Origin of the sequence: Myxococcus sp. MxC21-1, assembly GCF_032612255.1 — a bacterium.
Lineage (GTDB): Bacteria > Myxococcota > Myxococcia > Myxococcales > Myxococcaceae > Myxococcus > Myxococcus virescens.
In genome coordinates this window covers 1,895,753-1,910,736 of the sequence record NZ_CP123278.1, presented here as the reverse complement: position 1 = coordinate 1,910,736, position 14,984 = coordinate 1,895,753, and the positions used below count along the sequence as shown (strand labels likewise).

Annotated in this window: 15 protein-coding genes and 2 pseudogenes; 6 read left to right on the top strand and 11 right to left on the bottom strand. The window is 69.8% G+C overall.

The window, feature by feature from the left end; all coding sequences use genetic code 11:
• Positions 1–66: 66 nt before the first annotated feature.
• Positions 67–615: an SMI1/KNR4 family protein gene (locus QEG98_RS09035; protein ID WP_316566415.1), complete on the bottom strand. Its 549-nt coding sequence runs from the start codon at positions 613–615 to the stop codon at positions 67–69.
• Positions 616–690: 75 nt separating this feature from the next.
• Entirely contained in the window at positions 691–1,302 is a 612-nt protein-coding gene (locus QEG98_RS09030) for a hypothetical protein (RefSeq protein WP_316566414.1), read from the bottom strand.
• Between the two features lie 61 nt (positions 1,303–1,363).
• Here QEG98_RS09030 and QEG98_RS09025 point away from each other — a divergent pair, with 61 nt between their 5' ends.
• Positions 1,364–2,017: a hypothetical protein gene (locus QEG98_RS09025; protein WP_316566413.1), complete on the top strand. Its 654-nt coding sequence runs from the start codon at positions 1,364–1,366 to the stop codon at positions 2,015–2,017.
• Positions 2,018–2,070: 53 nt separating this feature from the next.
• On the opposite strand, the gene QEG98_RS09020 is transcribed toward QEG98_RS09025, so the two are convergent.
• From QEG98_RS09020 to QEG98_RS09010, 3 genes are all read right to left on the bottom strand, one after another.
• On the bottom strand, positions 2,071–3,492 hold the full coding sequence (locus QEG98_RS09020; RefSeq protein WP_316566412.1) for a pitrilysin family protein: 1,422 nt from the start codon (positions 3,490–3,492) through the stop codon (positions 2,071–2,073).
• A gap of 12 nt (positions 3,493–3,504) precedes the next feature.
• Positions 3,505–4,941 (bottom strand): pitrilysin family protein, encoded by a 1,437-nt coding sequence (locus tag QEG98_RS09015; protein WP_316566411.1) that lies wholly within the window; start codon positions 4,939–4,941, stop codon positions 3,505–3,507.
• Positions 4,942–5,068: 127 nt separating this feature from the next.
• Complete coding sequence (locus QEG98_RS09010) at positions 5,069–5,653, bottom strand: hypothetical protein (protein ID WP_316566410.1); 585 nt, start codon at positions 5,651–5,653, stop codon at positions 5,069–5,071.
• Between the two features lie 317 nt (positions 5,654–5,970).
• On the opposite strand from QEG98_RS09010, the gene QEG98_RS09005 reads away from it, so the two are divergent.
• Both QEG98_RS09005 and QEG98_RS09000 read left to right on the top strand, forming a co-directional pair.
• The gene (locus QEG98_RS09005) at positions 5,971–6,189 is read left to right on the top strand and encodes a hypothetical protein (protein WP_002639318.1); all 219 of its coding nucleotides are present in this window, start codon (positions 5,971–5,973) and stop codon (positions 6,187–6,189) included.
• A 223-nt stretch (positions 6,190–6,412) separates the two neighbouring features.
• The gene (locus QEG98_RS09000) at positions 6,413–7,078 is read left to right on the top strand and encodes a hypothetical protein (RefSeq protein WP_316568087.1); all 666 of its coding nucleotides are present in this window, start codon (positions 6,413–6,415) and stop codon (positions 7,076–7,078) included.
• Between the two features lie 22 nt (positions 7,079–7,100).
• On the opposite strand, the pseudogene QEG98_RS08995 reads toward QEG98_RS09000, so the two are convergent.
• A pseudogene (locus tag QEG98_RS08995) lies at positions 7,101–9,505 on the bottom strand (DNA polymerase domain-containing protein); the annotation flags it as partial.
• Between the two features lie 138 nt (positions 9,506–9,643).
• Here QEG98_RS08995 and QEG98_RS08990 point away from each other — a divergent pair.
• The gene (locus QEG98_RS08990; protein ID WP_090486903.1) at positions 9,644–10,288 is read left to right on the top strand and encodes a helix-turn-helix transcriptional regulator; all 645 of its coding nucleotides are present in this window, start codon (positions 9,644–9,646) and stop codon (positions 10,286–10,288) included.
• 138 nt (positions 10,289–10,426) lie between these two features.
• Here QEG98_RS08990 and QEG98_RS08985 read toward each other — a convergent pair whose 3' ends face one another.
• The 5 genes and pseudogenes from QEG98_RS08985 to QEG98_RS08965 form a co-directional block, all read right to left on the bottom strand.
• Complete coding sequence (locus QEG98_RS08985; RefSeq protein WP_011551729.1) at positions 10,427–10,609, bottom strand: hypothetical protein; 183 nt, start codon at positions 10,607–10,609, stop codon at positions 10,427–10,429.
• 75 nt (positions 10,610–10,684) lie between these two features.
• On the bottom strand, positions 10,685–10,891 hold the full coding sequence (locus QEG98_RS08980) for a cold-shock protein (protein ID WP_011551728.1): 207 nt from the start codon (positions 10,889–10,891) through the stop codon (positions 10,685–10,687).
• A gap of 351 nt (positions 10,892–11,242) precedes the next feature.
• Positions 11,243–11,887: a hypothetical protein gene (locus tag QEG98_RS08975; RefSeq protein ID WP_316566409.1), complete on the bottom strand. Its 645-nt coding sequence runs from the start codon at positions 11,885–11,887 to the stop codon at positions 11,243–11,245.
• Positions 11,888–12,158: 271 nt separating this feature from the next.
• Positions 12,159–12,692 (bottom strand): annotated as a pseudogene (locus QEG98_RS08970) (metallopeptidase TldD-related protein); the annotation flags it as partial.
• Positions 12,581–13,399 (bottom strand): hypothetical protein, encoded by an 819-nt coding sequence (locus QEG98_RS08965; protein WP_316566408.1) that lies wholly within the window; start codon positions 13,397–13,399, stop codon positions 12,581–12,583. The pseudogene QEG98_RS08970 and the gene QEG98_RS08965, both read right to left, overlap by 112 nt.
• Before the next feature lie 538 nt (positions 13,400–13,937).
• Here QEG98_RS08965 and QEG98_RS08960 point away from each other — a divergent pair.
• Both QEG98_RS08960 and QEG98_RS08955 read left to right on the top strand, forming a co-directional pair.
• Positions 13,938–14,483 carry a hypothetical protein gene (locus QEG98_RS08960; protein WP_316566407.1) on the top strand — a complete coding sequence of 182 codons (546 nt, stop codon included), beginning with the start codon at positions 13,938–13,940 and terminating at the stop codon, positions 14,481–14,483.
• Positions 14,384–14,968, top strand: coding sequence for a metallopeptidase TldD-related protein (locus tag QEG98_RS08955; protein ID WP_316566406.1), 585 nt, complete (start codon positions 14,384–14,386; stop codon positions 14,966–14,968). Before QEG98_RS08960 ends, QEG98_RS08955 begins: the two co-directional genes overlap by 100 nt.
• Positions 14,969–14,984: the final 16 nt, after the last annotated feature.

Here is a 14,984-nt window from a genome sequence, read left to right as displayed (position 1 = left end):
GCGCTTGCGGACGATTCAGCCTGTCCGGTCTTCCCGCGCTGCCAGGCGCGTCCGCCCGGCGCGGGATTACTCGTTCGCGTAGGTCTCGATGAAATCGTCGATGACGGTGACGATGTGCGTCGAGAAGTCCCGGAAGTGCTCGGCGTGCTTCGTGCCCAGCAACTGAGGAAGCCCGAAGGTCTCGTCGTGGTTGTAGGCGACGACACCGAGCTCGCCTTCCGGCGTGCGGTCACGCGGATTGAAGCACCAGAAGTTCTCCACCGCGTCGTCATCCTTGCGCTGGAAGAACAGCGCCTCGTTGATGGCGTCCGCCACATCGGAGTCGTCGCCATCCACCGCGTCCGACGGGTCCGGCGCGGCCGCGCGCAGGAAGCCCGGCTCCTCCATGCCAATGAGCTCCTGTCCGCCGTACAGCACCTTGAACGTGCCGTGCGTGCGGATGAAACGCACGTAGCTGGGAGGCAGTGGCAGCTTGTACGTCTCCTCCAGCTCCGCCACCTCCTCGGCGGTCACGGGCTCGGAGAACTCCACGGACATGTCTTCCTTCTCCTCCACGAAGGACTTGAGCCGTTCCACCGCTTCCGCCACCGTGCTCTCACTCGACGTCTTCGCCATGCGAACTCCAACCACGGACCAGGACGAGCCCTGGTGCGCGCACGGTAGCGCGTTGCCGCGCGCAGTCCATGGCGCTCAACGCAGCAGCGACCGCTTGCGACGAAGCCGCTTCGCGACATCTTCGTAGGACCAGCCTCCGTCCTGGCTCACCACGTCCGCGCTCAGCAGCTTCGCCAGCTCCGGACCAATGACACTGCTGTGTCCGACCAGGCATTGGTCCGCCCGCACGTCATCCACGGCATCGAAGCGGTCATCCGCCACGACGATTCTCGCCTTCAGAGAATCCGCGTAGGTCGAATAGTCGTTGTAGTAGGTCCACGCCACCTCCTGCACGGTGATGGCGCCCAGCGACACCAGTTCGCCGTGGAAGAGCAGGTTCTTCGCGGAGAGCGCGCCGCCCGTGAAGAGCAGCGCGTAGTCGAAGCCCTCGTGGATGATGTTGCCCTCCACCACCAGGTCGCCCGCGACGAGCAGCCGGGACTGGTCCTCCAGGACGAGATTGCCCTTCACCACGACGCGTGACGCTTCCAGGACGCGGTCATCGCCCTCGGAGAGCTTCAGGTCTTTGGACACCACCTCCGTGGCACCGGAGTTCGTCAGCTTCGCCTTGAGCGCGGCCCGCTTCGCCATGGTGCCGCAGCGCGTGTGGAGCGAGCTTTTCTTGAGCAAGTCATCGAGCAGGGACATGGCCACGTATCAAGGCACGGTGAATCTGGACTCTCAATGCTCCAGACGTAGGCTGCGGCCCATGCACGAGCAGGCGCTGCAATCGCGTTACCGGGAGTTGCTGGAGAGCGTGGAAGCCTGGGCGAAGGGGTTTGGCGGAAGGCTCGTCCTGGGCCCTCCCGTACCGGACGAAGACATCGACCTGGTGCCGGAGCTGCTCGGCATCCCGTCGTCCAACGGAAGGCCCGTGCTGCCCGCGGGGCTCCGCGAATTCTGGCGGCGCTGCGCCTTCGCGCGCGTCGAGTTCCGCGACTGGGATGATGGCGGCGCCTGGACGCCCCTGCCCGCCAACTTCCGGGTGTACTCACCGGACGAGGTGCTGGAAGAAACGCGCTGGGTCCGCATTCCCGCGGACGTGACGCTGGGCAACCGCCCCCTGTCCACCACGCACCTCTACGCCCTCGCGACGTGCGACGTGCTGCCCCGGGACGCGCAGTGGTGTGTCGCGGCGAGCGGAGGTGCGTTGACGGCGCCCGCCATCGTCCTCAACCACATGGGCGACCTGACATGGGCCCAGCTCCAGGACTCGGGGCAGTTCGTCTGGGCCGAACAGCAGACGGCCCACGTCGCCACCTTCACGACGTTCCTGGACTGGTTCGAGCACTACGTCCGGCACACGTGCCAGCTCGCCCCCGAGTCACTCTACCCGGACGGCGTCACGGCCCGCCCCGAGTAGGGACACCATGGGAGGAAGGCGGAGGCCCACGATGGCCTCCGCCCTCCCGGGACCTACTTCAGCGCGGGGGACACGACCTTCAGCTGCGGCGCCACCACCTTCTGGTCGCCCACGACGATGAAGGTCATCGCCTCACGCGTCAGCATCTTCGCGGCCAGCTGCTGCACCTGCTCCGGCGTGACGGCCATCACCGCCTGCACGTAGTTCTGCAGGTACGAATCCGGCAGGCCGTGCAGGTCCACGAAGCGGAGCTGGTTGATGATGCCGCTGCGCGACGAGTTCTGGAGCAGGAAGGAGCCCGCCAGGTAGCTCTGGACGGCGCTCAGCTCGTCCACGGGCGGCGGCGTCTTGCGCAGGGTGGCCACCTCCTTGAGGATCTCCTTCAGCGACTCACCGGTGACGGCCGTCGTCACGTCCGCGTTCTGCACCCAGTAGGCGTCCTCCAGGTGCGTGGACACCTCGCTGTAGGGCGAATACGTGTAGCCCTTCGCCTCGCGGATGTTCGCGGTGATGCGCGAGCTGAAGTAGCCGCCGAGCAGCGTGTTCATCACCGTCTGCTTGACGTAGTCCGGGCTGGAGGGCGGCAGACCCTTCACCGCCACGCGCACCGTGGACTGCACCGAGCCGGGGCGGTCGATGAACTGGACCGCCTTCGCCACCTTCTGCTTGGGCACGTTCTGGAGCCGCGCCGCGCCGGCCTTCCAGCCGGTGAACGCGGCCCGGATGGCCTGCTCCACCGGCGCCGGCTCGAACCGGCCGACGACGTACAGCCGCGCCCGGGCCGCGCCGATGTTGGCGTCGTAGTGCGCGCGGACGGCCTCCGGCGTGTAGCCCTTGAGCTGGGCCTCCGGCGGGAAGTAGCGGCCATACGGGTGGTCACCGTAGAGCGACTGGAGCAGCCGCTCGTCGGCGAGCGTGCCCGGCCGGCTCTTGTAGATGGCCATCTCCCGCACGAGGTCGCCCTTGACGCGCTCGACCTCCGCCGGCGGGAAGGCCGGGTTCTGGATGACGTCCGCGATGAGGGCCACGGCGTCCGGCGCCGACTCGGAGAGGACCTCCAGACCGACGTAGGTCTGGTCCATCGTCGTGCCGATGTTGAGCGAACCACCCAGCTGCGCGGCCGCCTGGGCAATCTGCTCCGCGGAACGGGTGGTGGTGCCCTCCGACAGCAGCTTGCCCGTCAGGTCCGCCAGCCACGTCTCCGTGGCTTTCTCGTGGATGTTGCCGGTGTCGATGGCCAACTGGATGGCGACCTTCGGCATGTCGCCATAGGGCAGCAGCGAGACTTCCAGCCCGTTGTCGAGCTTGAACTCCGTGCGGACGGGGACCTTGAAGGGCTTGGGCGCGGCGGCGGCCGGAGGCACTTCCTTGGTGGGCGCCGAGGCGGGAGCGGCCGCGAAGGCAGGCGCGGACAGCATCCCGAGCACCATCAGCGCGGGCGCGACAAGGCGGGTGCGAATTGAGTGCGTGGTCATGGGTGCGTGTCCTCAGGGGGCCTGCGTCTGGGTGGCGGTCGCCGCGGCGGGCGTCACCGTCAGCACGGTGCGGTTCTCACGGCGCAGATACTCCTTCGCCGTCTTCTGGATGAGCTCCGGCGTCACCTTCATCAGCTCCGACTCCAGCCGGTTGATGCGCGCCGGGTCGTCGAAGAAGAGCGCGAAGGACGCCAGCAGGTCCGCGCGGCCGAAGCCGAGGAAGCCCTCCAACTGGCCATACAGCCGCGAGCGTGCCTTCACCCGCGCCCGCTCCAGGGTCGCCGCGTCGATGGGCTGATTCTGCAGCTGCGCCACCACGGCGTCGAACTCCGCGAGGATGGTGTCCGTCGTCGTGTCCGCGTCATGGAACAGGTACGCGGTCCACTGCATGGGGCCGTTGTAGTTCCAGTGGTTGCCCAGCTGGTTCACCCCGCCGGAGACCTCGCCCGTCAGGCCCTTCTTCTGCACGAGCTGCTGGTAGAGCGCGCTGTCGTTGCCGCGCAGGAGGACCTCGTCGACCAGCGCCATGGCGAAGTACTCGGGCGTCCCCACGTCGGGCATGTGGTAGCCCACCGCGAGCGCCGGACGCTGCGCCAGCTTGTCCTGCTTGTCGTGGCGCTTCTCCTTCGTCTGGCGAGGCTCGGAGATGTCCGGCTTCGACGGCTGCGCCACGGTGGGCAGCGGCCCGAAGTACTTTTGAATCCAGCCCTTCACCTGGTCCGGCTCGAAGTCACCGACGATGACCAGCGCCGCGTTGCTGGGCGCGTAGTACGTCTTGAAGAAGGCGCGCACGTCCTCCAGCGAGGCGGCCTCCAGGTCCTTCAAGTCGCCGTAGAAGTTGTGGGCGTTGTACCAGTTGGTGTTCGCCACCTGCGGCATGTCCAGCCACGGGAAGCCGCCATAAGGCTGGTTGAGGACGTTGACCTTCACCTCGTTCGTCACCACGCCCTGCTGGTTCTTCAGGTTCTCCTCCGTCACATCGAGCCCGCGCATGCGATCGGCCTCGGCCCAGAGGATGGGCTCCAGCGCGTTGGAGGGGATGACTTCAAAGTAGTTGGTGAAGTCGAAGCGGGTGGAGCCGTTGAGCACGCCGCCGTTCTTCTGGATGAGGCGGATGAACTCCATCTTCCCGAGGTTCGTCGAGCCCTGGAACATCATGTGCTCGAACAGGTGCGCGAACCCGGTGCGGTCCTTCGGCTCGATGCGGAAGCCGATGTTGTAATAGACGGCGACGACGGCCTTGGGCGCCGAGCTGTCGCGCGAGAGGACCACCTTCAAGCCGTTGTCGAGCTTGTAGTAGTCCACGGGGACCTGAAGCTTCGGCTGTTCGGCGGGCGCTTCCACCTTCGCCGCTTCGACGGCGGGCGGTGTCTCCGGCTTCTGGGCTTCCTGCGTGGTCGCGCAGCCGGTGAACGCGGCCAGTGCTACCGCTCCGAATACTTTCCTCATCGGACCTCCCCTGGATGACCTGGCATCTCGTCGAATGACGGAGCCACTACGGCGCTGTGCGCCTTCCGATTGCCAAAGATTCAGGGTCCCGGCAACCCGAACGCACCGCAAGGGGAGGTCTGTTGTCCTACGCCACGAGGAACGGCGCGGCGCAGTAGGCGCAAACCACCTTGTCCCCCGGCTGGACGGCCTCCGCGCTCACGGGGGCATCACACGAGGGACAACGCCGGGCGACGTTCTTCCCCCGCTCCAAAGCTTCGCGGTGAAGGTAAACGCGCGAGTCGGCGAGGTAGACGAGGTCCACCTCGTGACGGGCGATGAGCGTGGTGAGCATCGCCGCGACCTCCTCCTCCGGGAACCGGAGCTGCTCGGCCACGTCACTGACGCGGATGCGCGTCTGCGCGCGGATGAAGCCCAGCAGCTGCTCGCGGCGGCGCGCGGTCCGGAAGGGAGACAGCCCCTTCTTCCACGCGAAGCGGCCCACGGCGAAGAACACCGCCGCGACCAGCAGGATGCCCACGCCATCCGCGGTCGTCTTCCCCTCGTCCGGAGAGACGCTTTGCACGGCGCCCACCATCACGCCCAGCGCGCCGACGAAGACGAGGTTCGCCCCCCACAGGGCCAGCAGGGCCCCCAGCCCCATCTTGAGCCAGTCCCAGTACCTCCGCGGCGCAGGCGCTCGAACGGCATGCGGACGGGGGACGGCTGTCACGGAGGGCGGCGGGGCATCACGAAGATGTGGGGCGTTCATGGGTTCTCACGGAACGAGCCGGCGCATTCTAGGGGGCGCCCCCGGCGCGTCACCTCCGGGAAAAACTGTCAGCACCGCAGCTCCCGCCCGCCGGGCCCGGCTCAGGTCCATGTTCTCAAAGAAAAACCTGTATAACGAGAGGGATTCCGCATGGCCAGACAGGGTGTGCCCCTCGTGTGCGGGCTGGAATCTGCCTACGCTCCAGGTTTCCACCAGGAGGTGGCGCGATTCTCCCTTCGACCTCCCAGACCTCCCCCGCCGGCTGGCACGACACGCTCGTGCGGCACCTGGAACCACTCCTCGGCGGGTTCACCGCGAAGATGGCCATCCAGACCGCCGCCCTGCGGACCCTCAAGCGGCCCCCCGAGCAGCTCAAGCGAGAAGACCTCCCGCAGTTGCTCGAAGGCCTCAAGCCCATGCTGAACACCTTCATCGGCGCCCTGCACGCGAAGGTCATCCTGGCGGAGATTTCCGCCTCCTTGGAGAAGCTGCGATGAGCACTCAGTCGACGGGCCGCGCGGCCGGAAGCATCGTGCCCTGGTTCGGCGCGGTGCTCGTGCTCCAGTTGGCGCACGCCTTCGCGGCGGCCTCCGCGCTGGACGCGCCGCATTCGCTCGCGCTCGTGCATGACGTCGCGGGCTGGGGCAGCGGCGTGCTGGCCGTACTCGGGACGCTGGCGGCGGCCTGTTCGTTCGCGCAGGGTGACTACCTGCGCAAGGTGTGGAGCGGCCGGCCGCGGGCGCGCTCCTGTCGCTGGTCAGCACCGCGCTGCGCAGCTACTGGCTCCACGCAGTGCCGGACGTGCCCTTCACCCAGTCACCGCTGCTGCCCGTCCGAATGCTCGTCGTCGTGCTCGCGAACGTCAGCACGACGTACGCGCTCATCCTGCTGGCGATGACGTACCGACAGTCCGGACTCCAGCCGCCGTCCAGCGTCCGCTCCAACGCGCTGTGGGTGGGGACGGCCGTGGCCGCGCTGGCCGTGGGCGTGCCCGTGCTGGCCACCGAGGTCCGCCACCTGGGCACGGACGCCATCAGCACCATGTCCGCCGTCATCAGCCTGGCGTCGACGCTGGCCGACATGACGACCATCCTGCTGGTGGCCCCCATCCTGGGCGTCGCGTACATGCTGCGCGGCGGACGGCTGGCCTGGGTGTGGTGGGCCATGGGCATCTCCGGCGCCATGTGGCTCTTCTACGACGCCCGCATGTGGCTGGGGCCCCTGCTGCCCGGAGACGCGGCGCAGAACGCGGAGCTGCTCCGTACGCTGCGCACCTCGGGCCTGGTGCTCCTGGGACTCGCGGGCTGGCTGCAGCGCACCGCGCTGGCGCCGCAGCAGTCCCCCGCGGCCGAGTCCTCCGCCCAGACGCACGCCGGGGTGTCCTGAGCCGTCCCGCGCGGCTACGCCCCTCCGGCGCGGCTGGCGGCTCCGTCAGCACCGTGAGAATGGGCTTCGCGTCCTCGAGCGAGGGCGCGAAGAGGAGGGCTGGCCAGGGTCGTCGAACACCGTCCGGAAGTCCTCCGGCGTCAGCGCGCGCACCAGCCGCGCGGCGAACGTCTCGCGCAGGAGCCGCACGTAGTACTCCACGTCGTAGTCGCGCGGGTCCTCCTCGCGTGACAGGGGCCGCGTCGTGCCCGGGTCATCCGCCTCCGGAATGGGGAGCAGACCCGCCCGGCCTCCCACGGCGCGGTAGACGCGGACCTGCTCACCCAAGGGCCATTCCTTCCGGCCGCTGGCCAGCATGGCCTCGTAGGGGAGCTCGCGCCGGCGGGGCCGGAGGGCGAGGTACTGGGCGCTCGTCTTCGTCAGGCGGACGTGCGCGCAGACCTCCGGCGTGGGCAGCTCCCGGCGGCGCAGGGCCATCACCGTCGCGACGTACACCTCACGCACGCCCGGGATGTCTCCCGCCAGGAGGCAGCGCAGCGCGCGGCGCAGGAAGGCCTCGCCGAAGGGCTCCGCGCGGCTGGAGCGGAAGGCCACGCCCCGGAGCACCAACGGTGCGTCATACGGCTGGAGCGCGTAGTTCTTCGGTTCGTGCGACAACATCGCGGCGTAGCGCCCGTCGAACTCCAACTGCACGCGGGGCGGGAGCAGCGCGGCGACCTCCGAGACGACCCGGCGCTCGTCGGCCTCCCGCCAGTCCTCCGGGACGGCGAAGTACACGCCGTCCGTGTCCGCCTCCAGCAGCGTGACGCCCCGGCGAGCCAGCTCCCGGCAGAGGAGGCCCAGCACCTCGCGGCCCTGGCGCGTCACCTCGTTGGCCGCGTGCACGTCCGAGAAGCGCGTGAGCCCCACCGCGCCCAGATAGCCGTAGGCGGAGTTGACGACGATTTTCATCGCCGCCGACAGCGCCTCGTTCGTGAAGCGCTCCTGCGAGCCAGGCGCCGCGGCACGCGCCCTGCCCTTCGCCGCCAACCGCTGGTCCACCAGGCGGTCCACCAACGCCAGCAACACGCCCAGCCTGTCCCGCTTGGGGCCAATCCGGTACTGGCGCATCAGGGAGGGATAGAGGCTGGCGACGTCCGCCTTCACGATGCGCCGGGCCACGCCCGTGGCGAACAGGTGGAGCGCCGCGCCGCTGTGCGACGTGCCATCCCCCTCCTGATGCGCGGGCAGCGCCGCGCCCTCCCGGAGATAGGCGCGGACGAGCAGCGGGTCCAACACGCCGGTGGCCGGCCCCGCGTCCGCCAGCCGCTCGTAGCGGCGGGGAGCCATGCGCGCGAGCGCGAAGGCCGCGCCCCCGAGCATCCTCGCGAGGCCGCCCGCCTCCGTCACGTCATCACGCGCATAGCGCCGCACGCGCGCCGGGTCCGTGCGGAAGACGTCGTACACGCGGGCACCGGGGATGTGCTCGCGCTCGGGCCCCGCCGTGCCCAGGTGCTTCGCGACGGCCTTGAGGCCATGGCCCGGCAAATCCCTCGTGGAGAAGTCATGCCGCAGCACCGCGTCCAGCGTGTCGATGAACTCACGGCCGGGCACGGTGTAGCGTGCGCGGCGCATCGCATCCGGAGGCGCACCGGGCACGGGCCGACCCAGCGCGGCTCCCCTGGCGGACGGACGGTGCCGCAAGCCCGGTGCCCCCGCGCGGCCCAGCGCCAATGACACCCCCAGATGTCTGGCTCGCCGCGCGAGGAACGGCAGGTCGAAGCCGTGCAGGTTGTGGTTCTCGATGACGTCGGGGTCCCAGGCGCGCACGCGCTCCGCCAGGTGGTAGAGCAGGTCCGCCTCCGCCGAGTCGTCATCCCCCTGGGCTTCGAGTGTCTCCGTCGCGCCGTCCGGGCCTCGCAGCGCCACCAGGAAGACGCGGTGGTGCGCCGGGTCCAACCCGGTGGTCTCCAGGTCGAACTGCATGCGGCGCAGCGCATCGAAGGCGAGGTCGCGGAAATACGTGCGGCCCGACATCGTGAGGTACTGCTCCTCCGGAGGCAGCGCGAGCACCGTGTTCGCGCCCAGCTCCTTCAGGTGACTCACCGGCTGGCCCAGGCGACGTGACGCGCCTTCCAGCACCGCGCTGGTGAGCGCGCGGCCGTCATCTCCGCGGACCAGGTAGCGCAACGCCCCGGGCCCTTCGAGCTCCTGCCACGTCACCCGGTAGCGCGCGGGGCCATCCGACTCCGGACGCAGCCGAGGCCCCAGGTGCGCCAGGTCCTCCAGGGACGCGAGCAGCAGCCACGGACGGAAGCGCACGTCCTCGCGAAGCAGCTCCCCCGTCTTCGGGACGCGGCGCCAGACGAAGGCGCGGCCGTCGGGCTCCGCCCACACGGAGACGATGCCCGGCGTGGGGTCCCAGCCCCAGAGCCACTCGTCCTCCATGGAGTCCCTCCGGGCGGAAGTGCCGCGAACGCGCGCGATGCAAGCCGCTCGCGGCGTGGGATGCAAGGCACGTTGCTCCAGGGACATCACGTCAGCTTGAGGGAGGGGTGTGACAGTGGTATGTCAGGTTTCCTCTCCATGCAGCGCACCGAGCGTCTCTTCGCCCTCGCCGAATACCTCCGGGGCCGCCGTACCGGTGTCACGGCGGAAGTGCTCGCCGAGCGGTTCGGCGTCACGGTGCGAACCATCTACCGGGACCTGGATTCGCTGCGCGCCTCGTCGATGCCGGTGTCCGCCGAGCGCGGCCGTGGCGGTGGCTACGCGTTGGATCGCAGCTACAGCCTGCCGCCGGTAAACTTCACCGCGCGCGAGGCGGCGCTCATCGTCGCGCTGGGGCGCTTCGCCATCGACATGCGGCTGATGCCCTTCGCGGGCACGCTGGAGTCGGCGCTGGACAAGGTGCGCGCGGCGCTCTCCACCTCCGCCCAGCGCGAGCTGCTCACCCGGCTGAGGGAGTTGGCGTTCATCGGCGTGCCGTCACTGCCGAGCAAGAAGCCCGTCCGGGAAGCATTGGAGCGGGCGTGGTTCGAGCAGCAGCCGTTGCGCATCACCTACGTCGACAGCAACTTCCTGGAGACGGTCCGCGACGTGCGGGTGATGTCCGTCATCATGAACCGGCATGAGACACGCGTCGACGGGGAGGACCTCACCACCGGGGAGCGCCGCCACTTCCGCCTGGACCACATCACCCGCGCCGAGGTGCTGCGCGCCGCCGGACCGTGAAGGCGGCCCAGGAGCGCTGGCTGCGTTGACGTGAGGGGAAGTGGATACTGCGTCCTCCCGGGGGCGGAGGCGCCGTCCCGGAAGGTTGCCCTGGGCACCACTGACGACGTGGCAAGCCCAGGCGGCACGATACTGGGCTCAAATCTCCAGCGGCGGCTGGGGACCGGGGATGATGTCCGCGATATCGGGGTCGACCTCACCCGGCTGGCGCGGCCCGCGCTCGGACTTGACCTTCTTGCGCTCCTCGCGCTTCGCGTTCTTCTCCTGCTGGTGCTGCTTGCGCGCCTGCTCTTTCTGGCGCTTCGTGGATCTGCCTTGCATTGAGCCTCCCTCGCTGAAAACAAAAGCCCGGCCTCGCAGTGAGGAGACCGGGCTGATGGTGCTGAGCCTGAGCTCTCAGCCGACGACGCGGACGTTCTCGGCCTGGAGGCCCTTGGGGCCCTTCCGGGTCTCGAACTCCACCTTCTGGCCTTCGGCCAGGGTACGAAAGCCATCCGTCTGGATGGCGGTGTGGTGGCAGAACACGTCGGCCCCACCGTCGTCCTGGGCGATAAAGCCAAAGCCCTTCGCGTCGTTGAACCATTTCACGGTGCCAGTTGCCATGTTTCTTCTTCTTTCTGCGTGCGGCGCGAGACCGCAGCCCGTCCCATAGAGCGAGACAGGCAGCCTCTAGCCTGTCGAGGGGCCAATGTCGAATGTGGAAGGCCCCGAATCTCCACCGGCTGTTCGCCGCGTGAAGGAAACGTGGCGTAGAACCGAAGAATTCCAGCCCCTTGACTCGTGGCACCACGCCCCGAAAATCGTCTGACGCCCCTTCATCGCCGGACGTTCCTTCAATGTGGGGGCGCCCGAGGCCCCTGGGGAGCGCCCTGGAGGGCACATTCCTGGACACCACTGGCCCCCCGCCCTCCCGGAACGAGGAGCAGCCAGGCGCTGATTTCCTGGCCTGGCCCGCTAGGCGCCGGGGGGCGTGCGCGGAAGTTCCGTGCCAAACACCACCTGGAGCAGGTCCATGAGCCCGGGCCAGGCCTCGGCGGCCAGCCACAAGCCCTCGGACTGATGCTCGGCGGCCATGGCCAGGGAGGCCGAGTCGAACAGCCGGGCGGGCAGTACGCCTTCTTCGGGCAACGGCCCTTCCACTTGTAACACCTGACCATCCCAACGAATGCCGGGCGGCAGCAGCCGCTCCGCCAACACCCGCATCGCGGCCCGGCCCGCCCCCGCGCGAAGCACGCCCATCATCAGCGACGACGCCGTGCGGGACTCCTCCAGCTCCACCACTCCCGGCGTCTTCAACCACAGCCGGTAGCGCCCGGAGGCCAGCTCCACGCGCTCCAGCGCCGTCTCCACGCGCAGCTTCCAGCCGTGCACGGAGAAGCGGATGTCATAGACGTTCTCCCGCGAGGACCACTCCCGCAACTCGAAGTTCTTCAGCCGGGCCAGCAGCTGACTCACCACGGTCTCCACGCGCGCATGCGACAGGCGCACCCGCCTGCGGCTCACGTCCACCGCCATGTCGTTGGAGAGCGCATTCGGCAATCGCTTTGCCCACTCCCGCGCCCCTTCCAGCATCTTCGCCGCCAGCGACTGACCCGACATCCGTGTCCTCCCGTGACGCCGCCTCCCTGGGCCCGGGGGCCTCGTACCGGCGGCCCAGCGTCGTGCGCGCAGCATGCACCGGATTCGGAGGCCGCGCGCGTCCTGCTCGCAGGGCGGGCGGGCGGGCGTCTCCTGGCTGGCCCCGCGCCACCCCCAGGGACGTGGGCATCACCGCCGCCTGCCCTCCCTGGACACCCGACAGCAGGGGCGGGAAGACGAGCGTCGGCGTGCCACAGCCCTCGGCGGTGGGGAAGAAGGTCAGGTCCGTCCCCACGCCGCGCAGCGCGCGGAAGGTCTCCAGCACGGGGAGCTCCAGTTCCACCGGAGCGATGCGGCGCACACGACGGCCGTCGCGGACCTCCCAGCCGCCCGCCACCACCGTGACGGTGCCGGGACGCGGCATGGTGGTGAAGGTCTCCACGCGCGCGACGAGTTCCGTGTAGTGCGCGGGGAGCACGGCAATCTCCCCGGGCACGAGGGAGGGATTCACGGCTTCGGGCGTGGGGGGTGACAGGGTGGTGCGGAAGCCGCGCCCGTTGAGCGGCGCGCCGAGCCGCGATGCGGTGTCGGAGGCGTGAAGGAAGCCTCGCAGCACGCCCGCGTCGACCAGCGACAGCGTGTCCGTGGAGAGTCCTTCGTCATCCATGGATACGCGCCGCGTGCCCGTGGGGTGGTTCGGGTCGTCCACCACGCTCAGGACCGAGGGGAACACCTTGCGCCCCACGGCCCGGGCCAGCGCGGGCGTGGCGGCGGCCACGTCGCCCCGTAGCAACCAGATGAGCCCCGCCGCGAGAGGCGCGGCCACGGCCGGCCGCAGCACCAGGGGAGGTCGCGGTCCAGCGACTCCGCGGGGCCCGTGAGGGCATCTACGGCCTCCGCGAGTCGATGGCGCAGCGGAACGATGACCGTGTCGTCCGCCGCTGTTTCGGGAAACGCCACCGCGTCCACCACGGCGCCTCGCGGCGTCTCACAACGCACGAACAGTTCCTCGCGCCATTCCGTGCGAGCACGGCGCGCGCCATTGGCGCGCACCAGGGCGCGCCACGTGGACACCTGGGTGAGCAGCGCGGCCTGCACGACGCTGCCAGGGGGCACGGCGGTCTCGATGAAGTGTTTCATCCGGCGCGCCGCGCGCTCCGGCTGGAGCGGAGGAGGACTCGAGACACTCGGGGAATCGCTCTGAGCTGGCAGCGCGGGCAGCGGACTCGCACGTCCTGAAGTGGCCTGCCTCGCGGTGCGCTCCAGGAGCAACGGCAGCGCGCCTGCCTCACCCACCGGCGCGGTCAGCATGCCCTGCCGCGCGTCCCAGCTCACGCGCGCCATGGCATCCAGGGTCTCCCCCTGGTTGACGATGGAGCGCCCCGTCCCCGCGTCGTATTCGAACGACAGCCTGCGCTCCGCGGCGAGGAACAGCTCGGCCTGCGAGGGAGCGTGGTGCCGCGTGAAGGCCTCCAGCGCTTCGCCAGCGGACGTCAGCCATTCGCGAGGCTGAAGGCCCGCGCATGCCGCCACCCCACTGTCCTCCTCGGAACCGGAACCGCCCCGCATCCACTGCCTCCGCCGACACACACTGGGACTGCTCGCGAGGATACCGGTCTCCGTCCTCGCGTGGGGGCGCTCCGCGTTGTCGCGCGGAATCCGTATCGGAGGTTCAACCGTCCGTCCGTGCGTGCACGCAATCCAGGCGCGTGCATGGGTCCGCCTCGCCGTCTGGCGTATGCTCCTGAACCTGTGCCCGCCGTTTCACGGTGGGCGTCACCGACGCCACGGCCAGCCCGCGTGGTGCCCGGCCGGAGGACACTCGCTTGGATTGGTTCGTGGAGCGGCGCGAAGTCACCGAGGTCCTCCACCAGCGTTCCGGGCTCCGCGTCATCCCCCCCGTGCTCGACCAGGGCTGGTCCATGGGACAGGCCACCCCGGACAGCATGACCTGGCAATGGGCCCAGGTGGCCAGCGCCCGATGGAAGCGCGGCCTCATGCCGGAGGCGCTGGCACACCAGGCCCGCCCCTGCTCGACGCCGAGCCCCGGCTCGCGAGCGACACGGAGGCCATGGTGTCGCTCGTCCGCCAACTGGAGGCGACAGCGCGGGCCGCGGGCGCCCAGCACCTGGACGTGCTGCTGCGCGAAGTGGAGCGGCGCACGCTGTCCGCCAGCGACGCGCACCAGAGAGAAGACCACCAGCGCCATGCCCTGCTCGAAGTAAAGGCCTTCCACGACACCGGCGCGGGAATGGCGGAGCTGTGGCGCTGCGCCGCCTGGCCGGACGTCACCGGGGCACGCACCGCGCTGCCCGCGTTGGAAGCGCTCGTGGAGAACATGGCGCGGGAGCTGCGGGACACGACGCCCATGGTGCCCTGCCCCCGCGACGTGCTGCCCATCGTCTTTCCACCGGGCGCCGCCTCCGGCTGCTTCTTCCACGAGGTGTGCGGGCATCCCCTGGAGGGAGACGTCGTCGCGCGCGGCGGCTCATACCGGCGCGGCGGCTGGGGCAGCAGGTGGCCGGCGCGCACCTCAGCGTCTCGGACGACCCGACGGACGGCCACGGCGCGCTCGGCTTCGCCTGGGACGATGAAGGCCACGCCGCGCTCCCGGTGACACTCATCCGCGAGGGCCGGGTGGACGCGCCCCTGCTGGATGCACGCAGCGCCGCCGCGCTGGGCCGCCTGCCCAACGGACACGGACGGCGCGTCAGCTACCGGCACCCGCCCCTGCCTCGCATGGCCCACACGCGCGTGGACGCGCACCAGGGCCACCTGGAGGCGCTGATGGCGGACATTCCGCACGGGCTGCTGGTGCAGCACCTCACGCCCCGGCAGATGGACCTGCTGTCGGGCGACTTCAGCTTCTACATCGTGGAGGCGCGGGAGATTCGAAACGGACGGCCTGGGCGCCGCGTGGGCCCCGGCATCCTCCGAGGCAACGGGCTGGAGGCGCTGGCCGCCATCGACGCGGTGGGCGCGGACACGAAGAACCTCTTCGCCACGCGCGGTTGCCGGAAGCTGGACCACGGCCCGCTTCCGGTGTCTTTCGGGCAGCCCACGGTGCGCTTCCGCGGGCTCGCGGTGGAGCCCTCGCGGTGAGCGCCGTGGGCGCCTG